This window comes from Arthrobacter sp. JUb115 (assembly GCF_004365035.1).
Classification (GTDB): Bacteria; Actinomycetota; Actinomycetes; order Actinomycetales; family Micrococcaceae; genus Glutamicibacter.
Window position 1 is genome coordinate 136,166 of the sequence record NZ_SOBS01000006.1, and the last position, 17,059, is coordinate 153,224.

Below are 17,059 nucleotides of genomic sequence, written 5' to 3' on the forward strand. Positions count from 1 at the left end.
TTGAACTACTAAGGACCTCCACAGCATGACTTTTACCCACGACGCTTCGATTCGCGGATTCGCTTCGGATAATTATTCTGGCGTGCACCCGCGCATCATGGATGCGATTGCCCGCGCCAACGGCGGCCACCAGATCTCCTACGGTGAGGACCAGTACACCGAGGAACTAGGCAACGTCGCCCGCAATGCCTTTGGCTCGGAAGCCCAGATCTTCCCGGTTTTCAACGGCACCGGCGCCAACGTCATCGCCTTGCAGTCCTTGCTTCCACGCTGGGGCGCTGTCATCTGCGCATCTTCTGCACATATCAACGTGGATGAGAACGGTGCGCCGGAGCGCATCGGCGGCTTCAAGCTGCTGCAGGTTGACACTCCCGACGGCAAACTGACTCCAGAGCTGATCGACCAGGAAGCATGGGGCTGGGGCGACGAGCACCGCGCGCAGCCGCTGGCCGTGTCGATCACCCAGGCCACCGAGCTGGGCACCCTGTACACCCCTGGGGAAATCAAGGCCATCACCGACCACGCGCACAAGCTGGGCATGAAAGTGCATCTGGATGGCTCGCGCCTGTCCAACGCCGCGGCCTCCCTGGGCGTGCCGTTGCGCGCGCTGACCACTGACGTCGGCGTGGACATTGTTTCCCTCGGCGGTACCAAGAACGGCATCCTGCTCGGTGAGGGCATTTTGACCCTGCGCAGCGAACTGGCCCAGGACCTGAAGTACCTGCGCAAGATGAACATGCAGCTGGGTTCGAAAATGCGCTTCATCTCCGCACAGCTGATCGAGCTCTACGGCACCGATCTGTGGCGCGAATTGGCAAGCCACTCCAACGCCATGGCCGCCAAGCTCTCGCAGGCAGTTGAGGAAATTGACGGAGTCCAGCTGGTCTACCCGACTCAGGCCAACGGCGTCTTCGCCCAGCTGCCTACCGAGGTCAGCGACCAGCTGCGCGAGCACTTCCGCTTCTACGACTGGGATCGCGCGGCCGGCCAAGTGCGCTGGATGTGCTCGTTCGACACCACCGAGGAAGATGTTGCAGCGTTCATTGCCAAGCTGCACGAGCTGCTCGGCGCCTACGCCGCCGCTTAGCATGAACCCGCGGTCGGCGCGCCGTACCCATGCTCGGGTACGGCGCGCTTAGACTCAAATTGTGACCAATGATCGCCCTGCTTCCGCCATTCCGAAGGCCTTTGCCACGGCCCTTGAAGAGTTGTCGCATGCCAAGGTGCGCAAGGAACTGAAATTCACCGAAATTCCGGCCCCTGGCAGGCTGGCGCCGTTCGCGCTGGCACTCAGCGGCGACGTGATGGATGTGGTTGCTCCCGGACACGGCCCCCAGGGCCAGGAGATTGGCCGCACCCCGTTCCTCCAACCAGCCGAGCAGCTGGCCACCGGACGCTTCATCCTCCTCTTCGACCCCGCAGGCCAAGAACTGTGGAATGGCCAGTTCCGCATCGTCACCTACATTCGGGCCCGTCTGGATCATGAAATGGGCCAGGATTCCATGCTGGCTTCCGTCGCGTGGTCATGGCTCGAAGAAGCCCTGCGCGATCGCGACGCCGCATACCATTCCGCTGGCGGTACTGCGACTCGGGTAATTTCCGAATCCTTCGGCAATCTCGCCGGGGAACAAGACCATATCGATATCGAGCTGCGTGCTTCCTGGTCCCCGGACTCTGACCATCTGGGAACGCATCTGAGCGCGTGGGCCGATATGGTTTGCACTTTCGCCGGCCTGCCTCCCCTGCCCGAAGGTGTGCAGCAGCTGCCTCATCGCCGCCTGAGCTAGCGACTATCAATGCGATGGAGCCGAATAGTCCTAGAATGGAAGCACCATGCCGAATTCTGACTCTTCCGCTCCCGCATCATCCACCACTGCCAACGAGGCCGCCGCACCCGTTCTGACGCCACTAAGTGCGCCACGCGACGGGATCCCCGAAGTCATCGACACCGCACCTGCCTTGCGCCGTGCAGTGCGGGCGCTGGAAGCCGGCATCGGCGATCTGGCCGTGGATACCGAAAGAGCCAGCGGGTTCCGCTACGGCCAGCGCGCCTTCTTGCTGCAGATTCGCCGAGAAGGTGCGGGTACTTGGCTGATCGACCCTGAAACCCTGGACGATCTGTCCCCGCTGCGCGAGTTCGTCAACGAGCAGCCCTGGATCCTGCATGCGGCCACCCAGGATTTGCCGTGCCTGCACGAATTGGGCATGTCCCCTACCTCGCTGTTCGATACCGAGATGGCTGGCCGTCTTGCGGGATTCCCCCGCGTCTCGCTGGGTACCATGGTGGGCGAATTGCTCGAGCTGCAGTTGGCCAAAGAACATTCGGCAGTGGACTGGTCCACCCGCCCGTTGCCTGAATCATGGCTGAACTACGCCGCACTGGATGTGGAAGTTCTCGAAGAGCTGCGCCAGGCCATCACCGCGGTGCTGGAAGTGCAGGGCAAGCTGGATTTCGCCTTCCAGGAATTCGAGTACGAACGCAATCTGCCTGACCCTTCCCCGGCACAGGTGCCGTGGCGCAAATTGTCCGGCATCCATAAGCTCAAGAGCCGACGCAATCTGGCGGTAGCTCGCGAACTGTGGCTTTCCCGCGAAGCCCTGGCGCAGAGCCGCGACGTTGCCCCGGGTCGGCTCATTCCCGACCGCGCCATCATGGCCGCCGTGGATCAGCGCGCCACCAGCGTTCCAGCGCTCTTGCAGATCCCCGGGTTCCACACGCGCAATGCCAAACGCGATGCCGCACGCTGGGTCGACGCGATCAAGCGCGGCAATAGCACCAGGGACCTGCCCGACCTGCGCGCCCCCAAGCCGGACTTGCCGCACCCCCGCTCATGGGCCGAAAAGAACCCGGCCGCGGCGAACCGGCTGGACGCGGCCAAGCTGGTCGTCAATGAGGTGAGCGAGCACTGGAATATTCCGGGCGAGAATCTCTTGACCCCGAAGTACCTGCGTGAATTGTGCTGGAATGCGCCGGCTCGCATCAGCGAGGCAAGCGTAGCGGACATGCTGGAAAATCTCGGTGCCCGCCAGTGGCAGCGTGGACTTCTTGCGGACAAGCTGGCCATCGCGTTGAAGCAGGCCTAGGCGGTTTCCAAGAAGGATTCACCGCGGGTTCCCGGATTTGCGAGGTGCTGCACTTGCACTTCAAGTTACTACTGAGTAACGTATGGTTCAGGTCACAGTGATGCTGGCCACTGCCCGGTCTTCACGGGCAGCATGAACTAAACCCAAGGAGCCCGACGGTGAGTGCCAACGCTTCGACCGTGCGCAACAATGCGCGCCCTTCGCTCGACGACCGCGATGTCGTCTTCATCGACGGGGTACGCACCCCATTTGGCAAAGCCGGCGAGAAGGGGATCTACCACGGTACCCGCGCCGATGACCTTGCCGTCAAAGCCGTACGCGGCCTGCTGGAACGCAACCCGGAAGTTCCTGCCGAGAAGATCGACGAGATCTCCATTGCCGCAACTACGCAGTCCGGCGACCAGGGCTTGACCTTGGGCCGCACCGTGGGCCTGCTCTCCGGTATCCCCAAGTCCGTTCCGGGCTTCGCCATCGACCGCATGTGCGCCGGAGCGATGACCGCCGTCACCGCGACCGCCGGCGGCATCGCTTTCGGCGCCTACGATGTAGTGGTCGCCGGCGGCGTGGAGCACATGGGCAACCACCCCATGGGCGCCGGAGCGGACCCGAACCCGCGCTTCCTCTCCGAGCGCATCGTCGACCCGCAAGCATTGAACATGGGCAATACCGCGGAGAACCTGCACGACCGCTTCCCTGCGATCACCAAGGAACGCGCCGACCGCTATGCTGTCGCATCGCAGGCCAAGCTGGCCAAGGCCTACGAGAACCAGCAGATCCAGGCCGATCTGATCCCCGTGGCAGCCAAGCGGCCGGGCGAAGGCTGGGCCGTGAACTCGGCTGACGAGCCGCCACGGCCAGGCACCACCATGGAATCGCTGGCCGAACTGCGCACCCCCTTCCGTGCCCACGGACGCGTGACCGCAGGCAACGCAGCAGGCTTGAACGACGGAGCCACCGCCGCCCTGCTGGCCAGCGGCGCGGCAGTGCGCGAACTGGGCCTGGAACCGAAGATGCGCATGGTCTCCTTCGCCTTCGCCGGCGTGGACCCGGACGTGATGGGCTACGGGCCGGTGCCGGCCACCGAAAAGGCCCTGGCCAAGGCCGGCCTTGGCATCAACGACATCGGCCTGTTCGAAATCAACGAGGCTTTCGCCGTGCAAGTGCTGTCCTTCCTCGACTACTACGGAATCGACCAGGACGATGAGCGCGTGAACCGGTACGGCGGTGCCATCGCCGTGGGCCACCCGCTGGCCTCTTCCGGCGTGCGCCTGATGTCCCAGCTGGCCCGCCAGTTCTCCGAAGACCATTCGGTGCGCTATGGCATCACCACCATGTGCATCGGCTTGGGCATGGGCGGCACAGTGATCTGGGAGAACCCAAACCACGCGGACTTCGGCAGCAAGGCATAAGGAAGAGACAATGACTGCAATGAGCAAAGATTTCCAGGCTGTCGCGCAGCTGATGCACGATGAGACTGTCACCCACACCTTCGTGAAGGATGTGGCCTTGCCAAGCGGCAAGACACTGGCACTGCTGACCCTGGATAACGGCCTGGACCACAAGAAGCCGACCACCCTCGGGCCCAATGGCCTGCTGGAACTGCGCGCCGCGCTGGAAGTCCAAGCAGAACGCGCCAAGAATGGCGAGATCGATGCCCTGGCGATCACCGGCAAGCCGTACTTCCTGATTGCCGGTGCCGACCTGTCGGCCGTCACCCGCCTGAGCGCACCGGATCAAGCAACCGCCATGGCTTCGCTGGGCCACTACACCTATGAGCTGCTTGCCGATTTGGGCGTTCCGACCTTCGCTTTCATCAACGGCCTGGCGCTCGGCGGCGGCTTGGAAATCGCGCTGGCTTGCAACTACCGCACGGTCAGCACCGCCGCGGGCGCTTTGGGCCTGCCAGAAGGTTTCCTCGGCCTGATTCCGGGTTGGGCCGGCGTATACCGCCTGCCCCGCCTAGTCGGCCCCGAGAACGCGCTGAAGGTCATGATCGAGAACCCGCTGAACAGCAACCGCACCCTCTCCGGTCCGGCAGCTGCCAAGATGGGGGTGGCCGACGCCCTGTTCGAACCAGCTGACTTCATCGAGCACTCCATTGCCTTCGCTGACGGTGTCATCTCCGGAACCACAGAGGTCAAGCGCCCCAATGCGGTCGATCCAACCGATCCCGAGGTTGCTCGCCGCTGGCTGGATGCGGCCGACGCTGCCGAAAAGTTCGTCGATGCGAAGCTGTCCGGCGCGGCCCCGGCACCGTACAAGGTGCTTGAGGTCTTCCGCAAGGGCCTGGCCGTCTCGCAGCAGGAATCAGCAGTCCTTGAAGTCGAAGCGCTGACTGGCCTGATGAGCACCCCGCAGTTCCAGAACACCGTGTACGCCTTCCTGGACCTGGTCCAGAAGCGCGGCAAGCGCCCCGCCGGCGCACCGGATCCAAAGCTCGCGCGCCCCGTTACCAAAGTGGGTGTCGTTGGCGCAGGGTTGATGGCTGGCCAGCTGGCCCTGCTGTTCGCCCGCCGCCTGAACGTTCCGGTGGTTATCACCGATCTGGATCAATCGCGCGTGGACAAGGGCCTTGCCTACATCCATGGCGAGATCGACAAGCTGCACGCCAAGGGCCGCATGAGCCAGGATGCGGTCAACCGCACCAAGGCTCTGGTTACCGGATCGGTCACCAAGAAGGCGTTCGCGGATGCCGACTTCGTCATCGAGGCCGTCTTCGAAGAGCTGAATGTGAAGAAGCAGGTTTTCGCAGAGGTTGAAGCGGTGGTCTCCCCCGAGTGCATCCTGGCCACCAACACTTCCTCGCTCTCTGTCACCGAGATGGGCCGCGACTTGTCGTATCCAGAGCGCCTGGTCGGTTTCCACTTCTTCAATCCGGTAGCCGTGATGCCGCTGCTGGAAATTGCTGCTACGGAGTGGACCAACGATTCCTCGCTGTCCACTGCATTCGTGCTGGGCAAGAAGCTGAAGAAGACCACGGTGAAAACCAAGGATTCTGCCGCATTCGTGGTCAACCGCGTACTGCTTCGCCTGATGAGTGAAGTCCAGGCCGCTTTCGACGAGGGCACCGACGCGAAGACAGCTGACTCGGCACTGACCCCCATGGGCCTGCCAATGAGCCCGTTGACCTTGTTGGCGATGGTAGGTCTGCCGGTCGCGCAGCATGTCAACGAGTCGCTGAACGCCGCTTTCGGCGAACGATTTGCCCTCTCGGAGAATCTGCAGAAACTGATCGATGCCAAGATCACTGCCCTCTGGGTCAAGGATGAGGCAGGCAACCAGGTGCTGAATCCCGAGGCTGAAAAGCTGATGGCCTTCGGCGATCAGCACTCGAGCAAGGAACAGATCCTGGCTCGTGTTCAAGATGCTCTGGCCGAGGAAATCGGGCTGCTGCTGGATGAGGGCGTCGTTGCCGAAGCAGCCGACGTCGATCTATGCATGATCACCGGTGCCGGCTGGCCAATGCACCTCGGTGGCATCACCCCGTACCTGGACCAGGTTGGCGCCTCCGAACGTGTCAACGGGAAGAGGTTCAACGGCTAGTACCTTCCGGGCCGTTCTTGGTTCCGGTGCTTCTCCCTGAGTGCTGGAACCATGCGAAATGCCGGGACCGCTTCCCTCATGAGGAAAGCTGGTCCCGGCTTCTTGCTGCCCCGTTAAGATGCAGGAACCCCGTACAGCTGGTAAATGCTGCTGTACGGGGTTCCTGCGCTCCATGGAGCGCCGCTTCGCGTGCCCGGTTACTAGATGATGTCTTCACCATTGCGGCGGGCTTCCAGCCATTCCTGGATAAATCCCCTGCTGATGAAGAACAGTACTCCGGCCACTATAACTGGCCACACCAGTACGTACAGGCTCAAGAAAAACGTCGTCATTATTTGCCTCCCAGGCTCTTGGCATCGTGTCCGGCATCTGCAGCGTCAGGCTTTCCAGGTACTGCGTCGAAGTCGCCGGTGCGTACAGCGATGACATCGAAGTCGAATTCCATCTTGGATCTGAACGACAGCAGGTAGCAGACGATGGTACTGACCGAGTAGGCAACCAGCGAGGCGCTCAAGGTCGTGTAGTCGCGCAGGAAACCGAAGACGAACGGCGCGCTGGCCAGCATCGCGACGACACCGACAATCTTGGCAACTCGCAGGCCGAAGAACCCGAAGCTCATCAACGCCACGACCACGCCGATGCCAATCACCGACAGCAGCTCGATCAGCAAGCCGGTGACGCCATTGACTGGGATCAGTTCGAAGCGAACAGGGATGAAGATCGCCAGTGCAACGAGTACCGAAACGGTGAAGGCCTTGTTGGTGACCTTTTTCCAGTAGAAGCTGGCCAGAACCGGGAAGACCAGAGCACCCCAAAGAGCTCCGACGAAGACCAGCAGGTCCAGGATGTTCAGCTGCATGCTCGCGAAAGCGACTGCCAATGCGGTGGCAACGACCATGGTCGCACGGCCAATGAGCAGCATCTTCTTCGGATCGGCCTTGTCCTTGCCGGCAACGTTCTGGCCGTACACGTCAGCCATCACAATCGAAGACAGGGCCGCCAAGTCCGAGTCAGCAGTTGACGACAGCGCACCAATGATCATGATGAAGAACAATGCCAGCAGAACACCTGGAAGGTAGCTGGCAGCCATCTCGGGGATGAGGTTGTTCATGTCTCCACCCGACGGCTCGAACCCAAGGTACAGGGCGAGCACGCCGAGCATGCCCACGCCGATGACCATCGCTCCGTAGCCGATGGTTGCAGTGATGAAGGTTGGCTTGATCAAGTCCTCGCGTACTGCGAAGAGCCGCTGGGCAATAGTCTGGTTGCCAATTGCGTAGGCCAGAACGGCTGCAATGTAGGGTGCCCCCTGGCCCAGGAATGCTTCAGAGGAGAAGAAATTGGACTGTTGCGGGGTCAAGTTGCTCGCACCGGTTTCGAATGCGGCCGGGAACCCTGCGGCAAAGAAGATCGCCGGGACAATGATTGCTACAGCGCCCAGCATGCCTACGACCTGGACAAAGTCGGTCAGTACCGAGGCACGGAACCCGGACCACAGGGTGTAGAGCAGAACGCCACCGGCAACGGCCAGCACGCCCTGGATGAAGTTGAACGGCGAGAGCATCGAGATCAATACGCCACCGGCGATGAAGTTGGACATCAAGGAGATGACCGAACCGACAATATTCGACCCGGCCAGCATCAGCTGGCTGGAGCGGCCGTGGCGTGCATGCATGACCTCGGCGAGGGTGTGCGCGCGGGGCGCGACCTTGCGAATCCGCTTGCCGAATGGGTAGATGAACAGAATCATCAACGCGCCCCAGAGCCCATAGTGGATCGGACCGGAGATTCCATAGGTGTACCCGGAGGTGGCTGAGGCGTACATCGACGAAGCCCAGATCCAGGTAGCCGTCATACTTGCAGCGGAAATTCCGAATCCAATTTTATTTCCCGCCGTCATGTAGTCGTCGGCGTTCTCTTTTTTCTTTCCGATTCGGGTGGAAATAAAGAAGGTGCCTCCGTAGAAGAGCACCAATAGCAAGACAACAGTTAGGGCGCTGAAGTGCACTATTTCGTTATTCACGCGCCACCTCCCTCTAATAGACAGTGATGAGATTCGCGCCGGGAGCTAAATGCTCAACCGGCGACTTATCCTGCACGTCTTCCTGCGAGATTTCATCGCAAGGGGTAAATTTCAGCCGACGCGCACAAGCCCCTGGGCCCATGAACCACTTCCCTACACTCAAGTTTCGTTCGTTTCTCATTCGTATCGTTCATCCCTAGTCACGGGGAGCACCAGCTCGTGGATTCGTTCCAGACCTAGCGCTTTTGGCTTCACAACGTGAATCCGGACCCATGGTTTGCCTGCATCGCACTTGCGGCTATCCATATTGTCGCGCAATGGCGCTTCGGGTCAGTTCAGGCGCGGTACTCGCGTTGGCGAATACCGCCGGTTTTCCATCGGAGGGCTGCTACCCGGAACTCAACACGCGATTACTGCGCGGAGTAACTCAGTCGGCGATAAAACGCCGGACAGGAAAACAGCGAAAGCTCTCTCCGAAATTAGTAGCTTCAACTAACTACATACAAATATTAGCATGAATGCAAAGATATTCGAATCTTCCGCCGCAAGGCAGCGGGGCAACCCACTCACCGATCGGCCGGCAGGGGCACGATGTTGAATCAGCCCATCGCCTGTATCAATCACGGGACTACCTTGCAGATGCGTGTAACGGTGCGCACATAAGTGCGGAAAACCGGGATAAAAAATATCTAGTTCTGGCCGTTCCATTCCCCACTGGGAGACGGGCGGGCATGCCCCAATTACACCACCCGAAATGCCCCACCTGGATTACTAACCTCTCCAAAGTGCGGGATTCAGAGCCATGCCGAGGGAGCACCCGGCGCTATGGATACTCTCGGGACTTCGAAAACACTGCATAAATATTCATAGTATTCGATACCGCCTGGCGAACGCATGCAGACCGCTCCCCCGCCGATCAAACTCACCGCATGCCGCATCCTCCTGACGCGGACGCTTTGCTCTTAGCGCCGGCACAGAGATCTCTGCCAGAATGGGTGCATGACTGACATCGCCCGACCAGCCCGTCGTACGTTCATGTGCGCCTCGGCAGCACTTGGTTCCGCCGCACTGCTCACCGCCTGCGGTGATGGACATTCTGAAGCCGACACCCCCGAGGCATTGCCGATCCCTGAACCAACCGGAGAAGGACAGGCGCTCATGAAGGCCAAGGACCTTGCCATCGGATCGCGTGCACTCGCTCCAGCCAAGGATCCTTCCGGAAAAGAAGTAGGCGTTTTGCTCTTCCGCAAGGATGAGAAGACAGTTTTGGCCTACTCGAACGTCTGCACCCACCAGGGTTGTGCCGTGAGCCCGAAGTCCAGCAAGGAAGATTTCTACTGCGCCTGCCATGGCTCACGATTCGCACCCGCTGACGGTACCGTGGACGAAGGTCCAGCTATCGCGGCTCTGCCACGCTACGCGGCGGCAATTGAAGGTGACGACATCGTCGCCTATATCACCGCCGCAGAGTAGTTTCCCAGCTCTTTTAAAGCACGAAAGGCTGAACCCGGATGGGTTCAGCCTTTCGTGCTTTCTAATTGGTTCGTTTAGAACAATGCAACCTTCTGCGGGGTCGGGAAGAGCTCATCCATCTGGACCCGTTCCGCAGCGCTCGGAACCCAACGCACCGCTGCAGCGTTGGCTCGAATCTGCTCGGGACGGGTGGCACCGGCAATCACTGAGGCCACCGGCGACTGCGCTGCCAGCCACGAAAACGCCAATTCGATCGGCGTCAGATCCCGTTCGGCGGCAAACGCATCGAATTGATCCAACTGCTCGAAATCGCTGGTTTCCACGAGATGCTGACGAGCGTGAGTCAGGCGACTGCCTTCTGGGGCATGCCCCTTGGAGTATTTCCCGGTCAGCAGGCCGTTTGCCAGCGGGAAGTAGGGCAAGACGCCCAGATCGAATTCACGAGCCGCTGGAAGCACTTCCAGTTCTGCACGGCGGTCAATCAGGTTGTAGTGATTCTGTGCCGAGACGAATCGCTCGGTTCCCAATTCACGGGCCACGTACTCCGCCTGGGCGATTTGCCAGCCGGCCCGGTTGGAATGACCGATGTAGCGAACCTTGCCGCTGGTGACTAGCTCATCCATAGCCCGCAAGGTTTCTTCGATGGGAGTGTTCGCATCTGGGGTATGGAACTGATACAGGTCGATGTAGTCGGTACCGAGCCGCTTGAGCGACGCTTCGACGGCTTTGACGATATAACGGCGCGAACCACGTGCATTGAAGTCCGGACCATTTGCGCCCTGCATATCCATGCCGAATTTGGTGGCCAGCACGATGTCATTGCGTGCTTGCCCTAGCGCTTTGCCCAGACGGATTTCGGAAAGCCCTGGTTCCTTTCCATAGACATCCGCGACATCGAAGAGCGTAATACCCGCATCAAGCGCCGCATGGATAACCGCGTCGGTTCCTTCTTGGGATTCGGTCGCAGTACCTGCGCGGCCAAGATTGTTGCAGCCTAGCCCGACGACGGAAACACTCAGGCCGCTGCGGCCTAGCTGACGGAATTCCATGGACACCTCATCTGTTGGTTTGTTCATCCGCTTCACTGAGCGACGTTATACCCATAGGCTATCCGGTAGGTAGTTGTGCTCAACATTTCACAGCACAATTCACTGCATTGCATATTTATCCATTAGGATGGAAACATGTCTAAAGTTCTTACCAATCTCCCTGTAGGCGAGCGCGTAGGTATCGCGTTCTCCGGTGGCCTCGACACCTCGGTGGCAGTAGCCTGGATGCGCGACAAGGGCGCCATCCCTTACACCTACACTGGCGACCTCGGCCAGTACGACGAGCCAGATATCGACGCTGTACCTGGCCGTGCATTGGAGTACGGTGCAGAGAACTCCCGCCTGGTTGATTGCAAGCCTGCTCTGGTTGAAGAAGGCTTCGCAGCACTCGCCTGCGGCGCTTTCCACATCCGCACTGGCGGCAAGACCTACTTCAACACCACCCCGCTGGGCCGCGCCGTCACCGGCACCCTGCTGGTCCGCGCAATGCGCGAAGATGGCGTGGATGTCTGGGGCGACGGTTCGACCTACAAGGGCAACGACATCGAGCGCTTCTACCGCTACGGCTTGATGGCCAACCCTAAGCTGCGCATCTACAAGCCATGGCTCGACCCCAACTTCGTTGCAGAGCTTGGTGGCCGCCAGGAAATGTCCGAATGGCTGCAGGAGCACGGTTTCCCTTACCGCGATTCGGCCGAAAAGGCCTACTCAACCGATGCCAACATCTGGGGCGCAACCCACGAGGCGAAGACCCTGGAACTGCTGAACAGCTCCATCGAGTCTGTTGAGCCGATCATGGGCGTGAAGTACTGGGACGAGAACGTAGAGATCAAGACCGAAGATGTCTCGGTTTCCTTCGTCGCTGGCCGCCCGGTAGCCATCAATGGCAAGGAGTTCACCGATCCGGTGGCTCTGGTCAACGAAGCTAATATCATCGGCGGACGCCATGGTCTGGGCATGAGCGACCAGATCGAGAACCGCATCATCGAGGCCAAGTCCCGTGGCATCTACGAAGCACCAGCAATGGCGCTGCTGTACATCGCCTACGAACGCCTCGTGAACGCGATCCACAACGAAGACACCGTGGCCAGCTACCACAACGAAGGCCGCCGCTTGGGCCGTCTGATGTACGAAGGCCGCTGGCTGGACCCGCAGGCCCTGATGCTGCGCGAATCGCTGCAGCGCTGGGTCGGCTCGGCCATCACCGGTACCGTCACCATCCGCTTGCGCCGTGGCGACGACTACACGATCGTGAACACCGAGGGCGAGAACCTGAGCTACCACCCGGACAAGCTTTCGATGGAGCGCGTAGGCGACGCCGCTTTCGGCCCAGTGGACCGCATCGGCCAGCTGACCATGCGCAACCTGGATATCGCGGACTCCCGCGGCCGCCTGGAGCAGTACGCCAACATGGGCCTGGTCGGCGGCACCACCGCTGAACTCGTCGGCTCGCTGGAAGCTGGCGGAGCTGATGACATCGTGAACGCAACCCAGGTTGATAGCGATGACCTGGCGACCGACCGCGCTATCGAGTCTGCTGCATTCGACGCAGGCACCGACTAGACGCCAAGGCACAGCTAGAGGATCGGCCAGGTTCTCCCTTCACGGGGAGAACCTGGCCGATCTTTTATTCTGCCCGGAAACCGGTCAGCGCAAAAAAATAGTCCCAGACGTGTGAACGTCCGGGACTAGCCTGGGTTGCAGGCTGTCAGCCCTCGATCAAGGACAGCAGCGGGCTCACCGCGATGGTGAAACCAATCAAGGAAATCAGTCGAAGTACCATGCGGACACGTGCTCCCTGCTTGGTATTCGGTTCTGGCAGGCGGAAGCCCTGTTCAACGATCCACACCAATATGGCAATGACAACTCCGGTCAAGGCAACCTGCGCTGGGGCGAGGCCAGAAAGCAGGGACACCACTCCAATGCCGATGATGACACCGACGCAAGCCTGGAAAACCAGGTGCAACGGCGTGCGGGTTGCTCCCATCCGCGGGACTTTACGCTGGGCACCGGGGGTCTCGTCCCGGTCTTCTTGTGGAATCATTTCTCCTTGTTTCCTGCTCGTTTAAACCTGTGCTTTCGCGGGGCCGCGCGAAGACACCACTTCCTTGGACAACAGCAGGCCACTGCCGCCGTTAAAAACCACAGTACCGAACCGTGGAGCCCGGGCTACTTCTTCGAATCCCAGGGCACGATGAAGCGCCAAAGACGCAGTATTCTGCGCGTTGACCACGCACCATGCGGTCGAAGCGCGCTGCGCAATCCATGACAGCCTGGCCTCGGTTAGGCTTCGTGCCACGCCCCGTTGCCGGTATCCGCAGGCAACCTCGATCCCGGCAAGGTAATAGCCAGCTGGCGCCAACGGATCAGCAGGCTCCCACCAATGGGCTCGAGCCCAGCCAAGCAGCTCTCCGGCCGGGTTCTTGACGACTACCTGGCATTCACCAGCGCCCCAATTTCCAGGTTCAGCCTGACGCCCCAAACTCTCCGACAGCCGACGGATGGCCGGGTGGTCCGCTGCCTGCATTGGCTGCGTCGCAACTATGGGGCTTATCATTCGTGATCAGTCGATGGACATCGGCTTTGGTGGCATCGGGTGCGCCATCTTCAGCTTGTTCAATTCCGCATAGGGCGCAACACCGATACTCATCTTGGTGAAGTCCAGCTTGGCTTCGCGGATGCACGTCTTGATCGCAGCGACTGCAAGCTTTGGAGCTGGTGATAGGACTCGGATGTTCAGCTTTCGGTTACCGAAATCGCTGGACTCCACCGTGCCAAGTCCGCGCCATGCCAAGTGGCCGGTCAGCGCTTCCTTGGCCTTCTTGTCCAGGTACTGGTCGCGCTCGGTGCCATTTGCGGATTTCAGCGCGTACTGCACGATAACCCACGACTGATCTTCTTCCTTGATCTCTGCATAGCCTTCGGCAGCACAGGCTTCAGCGAAACCAGCGAACAATTCGTCGGCGCGGTCGGTGTTTACGTCCTGGACTTCATTGGTCTTGGACATATGTCCCACGGTGCCGTGATTGATCACGAACTGACCCAATTCATCGTCCTCGAACTGCTGGAACCATGCCTCGCGGAATTCCAGTTCGTTCTTTTCGTTCATCCGGTAGGTGCGAATGATCGCCATGTGATTACCCCTTGGGTCTACGGTGTGCTTAGTTATCTAAATTTTTGGAGGCTTCGGCAAGCTGTGCGGCTAGGCGCTCAGCCTTGGATTGCCAGGTGGCGCGGTGTTCGGCATTGAACGGTGCATCGTTGTTGATCACGGTGCCGAGCAACAGTCCAGCTTCTCTTCCAATACTACGAACTAGGGAAGCTGGATAGTTCATGCCTATTTCATGTTCGGCGAATTCATCTTCATCATCAAGGAACACGCCTTGGCTACGTGAACGAATCACGTCCAAATCCATGTCAATGGAGTTGACTTCCCAAGCGCCACGCTTCATCCGTCGCCATCCGATGTTGCTGGACAGGTCGATGTAGACATCAAAATCTTCCAGTGCATCCGCATAGAGGGTGGCAATCCACTGGCCCGAGTGTGGAATCAGGCAGAGCGCATTACTCGCTGCCAAGTGTGCGGTGCCCGGACGGGCTACCAGTGCGCCGGCCGGCTGGTGAAGCCAATGTCCGTATTTGTCCTGTCCGAGATAAAATCCGGGCACCACCCAGTGCGGGCTGGAATCATACTTCCAGGCGCGCGCTACCACCAAGGAACCCTCGGCGATAGTTTCTGGGCTACGGGGCAGGTCTACCGGGCAGCCGGACGGTGAGCTCACAGCTTCGGAATCTGACCGGTAGGCAGGTCTTGTCCAGGGAGGGGCCGGGCGAATGGAACCTTGGTTCCCAGAACCTGCGCCAGGGTATCGCGGGCTACCTGCTGTGCAGTCAGTCCAACGCGGTCCAAGACCTCAGCACGAGTTCCGTGCGCCAAGAATTCGGTAGGCAAACCTACTTCGTTCAGAGCCGTATCGACACCCGCTGCACGCATTTCGGTGCGCAAGCGCGAACCCACACCGCCGGCTCGGACGCCATCTTCGATGCAGACCACAATGCGGTGACGGGCTGCCAGTGAAATCACCGAGGTTGGCATTGGTAGAACCCAACGAGGATCCACCACGGTCACCGATACGCCCTGGCTGTTCAGTCGTTCTGCGACATCCAGCGAAAGCTCGCTCATGGCGCCCACGGAAACGATGAGAACATCCGGTGCGGAACGGTCCCCCAAGCGTGCCAGAACATCCACGCCATCTGGCAGGCGGTCCACAGCTTCGATGGGTTCACCCACCGAGCCCTTGGAGAATCGCACGACACTTGGCGCATCATTGATGTCAAGGGCTTCACGCAGTTCCTCCCGCAGGCGGTCGGCATCGCGCGGCGCAGCCAGATGCAGGTTAGGCACGATCTGGGTCAGCGCCATATCCCACATGCCGTGGTGGCTGGCGCCGTCCGGGCCGGTGACTCCAGCGCGGTCCAGCACGATGGTGACACCTGCCTTATGCAGGGCCACGTCCATCAGCAATTGGTCAAAGGCACGGTTGAGGAAGGTCGCGTAGACGCAGACCACCGGGTGCAGTCCGCCAAAGGCAAGGCCGGCGGCAGTAGTCATGGCGTGCTGTTCGGCGATGCCCACGTCAATGACGCGTTCAGGGTGTTCCTGGGACATTTTCTTCAGGCCCACTGGCTGCAGCATGGCACCGGTGATCGCCACAATGTCCTCGCGCTCGTTGGCCACCGCCGCGATCTCTTCGCCGAAGACGCTGGTCCAGCTCTGCGCGCTGGACTTGGAAACCGGCAGACCGGTGATTGGGTCGATAACGCCAACGGCGTGGAACTGGTCAGCTTCATCGGCGCGGGCCGGAGCGTAGCCGTGGCCCTTCTCAGTCAGGGCATGCACGAGCACTGGGCCCGCGTACTGCTTGGCCTGCTGCAGCGCTTCTTCTACTGCGCGCTGGTTGTGGCCATCGATCGGGCCGATGTACTTCAGGCCCAGGTCCTCGAACAGGCCTTGCGGTGCCCACCAGTCCTTGATGCCCTTCTTGGTGGCGTGAAGGGACTTGTAAGTGAAATCGCCTACTGGCCCGGATCCCTTGAGCTTGACCTTGAGCTTGTCCATGGCGTTCTCGTAGGCCGGGTGGGTACGGAACTTGTCCAGCTGCTGGCGCAGTCCCGAAAGCTGGTTGGCCAGGCCGCCGATGGTCGGGGCGTAGGAGCGGCCGTTGTCGTTGACCACGATGACTGCTTTGCGGTCCTTGTCGGCAGCGATGTTGTTGACTGCTTCCCAGGCCATGCCGCCGGTCAAGGCGCCATCGCCCACCAGGGCTACGGCGTAGCGGTCATTGTTATTCATCAGCTTGTTGGCGCGGGAAATTCCATCAACCCACGACAGCGAGGAGGAAGCATGGGAGGACTCAACCACATCGTGTTCTGATTCACCGCGGTCAGGGTAGCCCGACAGGCCTCCTTGCTGGCGCAAGGTCTCGAAATTCTGGCGTCCGGTAACCAGCTTGTGCACATACGACTGGTGTCCCGTATCGAAGACGATGGAGTCAGTTGGGGAATCGAAGACACGATGGATGCCCAAGGTCAGCTCGATAACACCGAGATTGGGACCCAAATGGCCGCCAGTACGAGCAACATTGTCGATGAGGAAGCCGCGGATTTCCTCCGCCAAGTCGTCGAGCTGCTCGAGGGTAAGCGCCCGCAGGTCACTTGGTTTCTTGATGGTCTTCAATAAAGACACGTTCATCCCCTTCACAAATTCGCCGACAATAGGCTGGAAAGCCCATGCGAAATACCTAGTTTACCGCGTTCAAGGCTTCTTTCATTATCCGTCAACGTCCGTGCTGGTGCTAATTTCCTAGCAATGACGTTCACTACCCCG

The 17,059-nt window shown here is 60.2% G+C and carries 15 protein-coding genes; 7 read left to right on the forward strand and 8 right to left on the reverse strand.

Annotation, left to right across the window (positions count from 1 at the left end; translation table 11 throughout):
* Nucleotides 1–25 precede the first annotated feature (25 nt).
* From EDF61_RS12095 to EDF61_RS12115, 5 genes are all read left to right on the forward strand, one after another.
* Entirely contained in the window at nucleotides 26–1,087 is a 1,062-nt protein-coding gene (locus EDF61_RS12095) for a threonine aldolase family protein (RefSeq protein ID WP_133834253.1), read from the forward strand.
* A 61-nt stretch (nucleotides 1,088–1,148) separates the two neighbouring features.
* Nucleotides 1,149–1,787, forward strand: coding sequence for a DUF3000 domain-containing protein (locus EDF61_RS12100; protein ID WP_105656736.1), 639 nt, complete (start codon nucleotides 1,149–1,151; stop codon nucleotides 1,785–1,787).
* 46 nt (nucleotides 1,788–1,833) lie between these two features.
* Nucleotides 1,834–3,084, forward strand: coding sequence for an HRDC domain-containing protein (locus tag EDF61_RS12105; RefSeq protein WP_133834254.1), 1,251 nt, complete (start codon nucleotides 1,834–1,836; stop codon nucleotides 3,082–3,084).
* Between the two features lie 158 nt (nucleotides 3,085–3,242).
* Complete coding sequence (locus tag EDF61_RS12110) at nucleotides 3,243–4,493, forward strand: thiolase family protein (RefSeq protein WP_208294265.1); 1,251 nt, start codon at nucleotides 3,243–3,245, stop codon at nucleotides 4,491–4,493.
* Nucleotides 4,494–4,503: 10 nt separating this feature from the next.
* Nucleotides 4,504–6,627: a 3-hydroxyacyl-CoA dehydrogenase NAD-binding domain-containing protein gene (locus EDF61_RS12115; RefSeq protein ID WP_133834255.1), complete on the forward strand. Its 2,124-nt coding sequence runs from the start codon at nucleotides 4,504–4,506 to the stop codon at nucleotides 6,625–6,627.
* 200 nt (nucleotides 6,628–6,827) lie between these two features.
* Here EDF61_RS12115 and EDF61_RS19105 read toward each other — a convergent pair whose 3' ends face one another.
* Both EDF61_RS19105 and EDF61_RS12120 read right to left on the reverse strand, forming a co-directional pair.
* Nucleotides 6,828–6,959, reverse strand: coding sequence for a putative transporter small subunit (locus EDF61_RS19105; protein WP_219844114.1), 132 nt, complete (start codon nucleotides 6,957–6,959; stop codon nucleotides 6,828–6,830).
* A complete protein-coding gene (locus EDF61_RS12120; RefSeq protein ID WP_133834256.1) occupies nucleotides 6,959–8,650 on the reverse strand; it encodes a sodium:solute symporter family protein in 1,692 nt (563 codons plus the stop codon). Before EDF61_RS12120 ends, EDF61_RS19105 begins: the two co-directional genes overlap by 1 nt.
* Before the next feature lie 999 nt (nucleotides 8,651–9,649).
* On the opposite strand from EDF61_RS12120, the gene EDF61_RS12125 reads away from it, so the two are divergent.
* The gene (locus EDF61_RS12125) at nucleotides 9,650–10,123 is read left to right on the forward strand and encodes a Rieske (2Fe-2S) protein (protein WP_133834257.1); all 474 of its coding nucleotides are present in this window, start codon (nucleotides 9,650–9,652) and stop codon (nucleotides 10,121–10,123) included.
* Nucleotides 10,124–10,197: 74 nt separating this feature from the next.
* Here the strand turns inward: EDF61_RS12125 and EDF61_RS12130 are convergent, their stop codons facing one another.
* Nucleotides 10,198–11,172, reverse strand: coding sequence for an aldo/keto reductase (locus tag EDF61_RS12130; protein ID WP_133834303.1), 975 nt, complete (start codon nucleotides 11,170–11,172; stop codon nucleotides 10,198–10,200).
* A gap of 135 nt (nucleotides 11,173–11,307) precedes the next feature.
* Here EDF61_RS12130 and argG point away from each other — a divergent pair, with 135 nt between their 5' ends.
* Nucleotides 11,308–12,735, forward strand: a complete 1,428-nt coding sequence (gene argG / locus EDF61_RS12135; protein WP_105661468.1) for an argininosuccinate synthase — start codon at nucleotides 11,308–11,310, stop codon at nucleotides 12,733–12,735.
* A 145-nt stretch (nucleotides 12,736–12,880) separates the two neighbouring features.
* Here argG and EDF61_RS12140 read toward each other — a convergent pair whose 3' ends face one another.
* From EDF61_RS12140 to dxs, 5 genes are all read right to left on the reverse strand, one after another.
* Nucleotides 12,881–13,216, reverse strand: coding sequence for a hypothetical protein (locus tag EDF61_RS12140; RefSeq protein WP_105656743.1), 336 nt, complete (start codon nucleotides 13,214–13,216; stop codon nucleotides 12,881–12,883).
* Nucleotides 13,217–13,237: 21 nt separating this feature from the next.
* Nucleotides 13,238–13,699, reverse strand: coding sequence for a GNAT family N-acetyltransferase (locus EDF61_RS12145; RefSeq protein ID WP_286172232.1), 462 nt, complete (start codon nucleotides 13,697–13,699; stop codon nucleotides 13,238–13,240).
* A 36-nt stretch (nucleotides 13,700–13,735) separates the two neighbouring features.
* Nucleotides 13,736–14,305 (reverse strand): hypothetical protein, encoded by a 570-nt coding sequence (locus EDF61_RS12150; RefSeq protein WP_133834259.1) that lies wholly within the window; start codon nucleotides 14,303–14,305, stop codon nucleotides 13,736–13,738.
* A 28-nt stretch (nucleotides 14,306–14,333) separates the two neighbouring features.
* Nucleotides 14,334–14,885 (reverse strand): DUF402 domain-containing protein, encoded by a 552-nt coding sequence (locus EDF61_RS12155; protein WP_286134572.1) that lies wholly within the window; start codon nucleotides 14,883–14,885, stop codon nucleotides 14,334–14,336.
* A 65-nt stretch (nucleotides 14,886–14,950) separates the two neighbouring features.
* Nucleotides 14,951–16,918 carry a 1-deoxy-D-xylulose-5-phosphate synthase gene (gene dxs / locus EDF61_RS12160; protein ID WP_105656856.1) on the reverse strand — a complete coding sequence of 656 codons (1,968 nt, stop codon included), beginning with the start codon at nucleotides 16,916–16,918 and terminating at the stop codon, nucleotides 14,951–14,953.
* Between the last annotated feature and the right edge of the window lie 141 nt (nucleotides 16,919–17,059).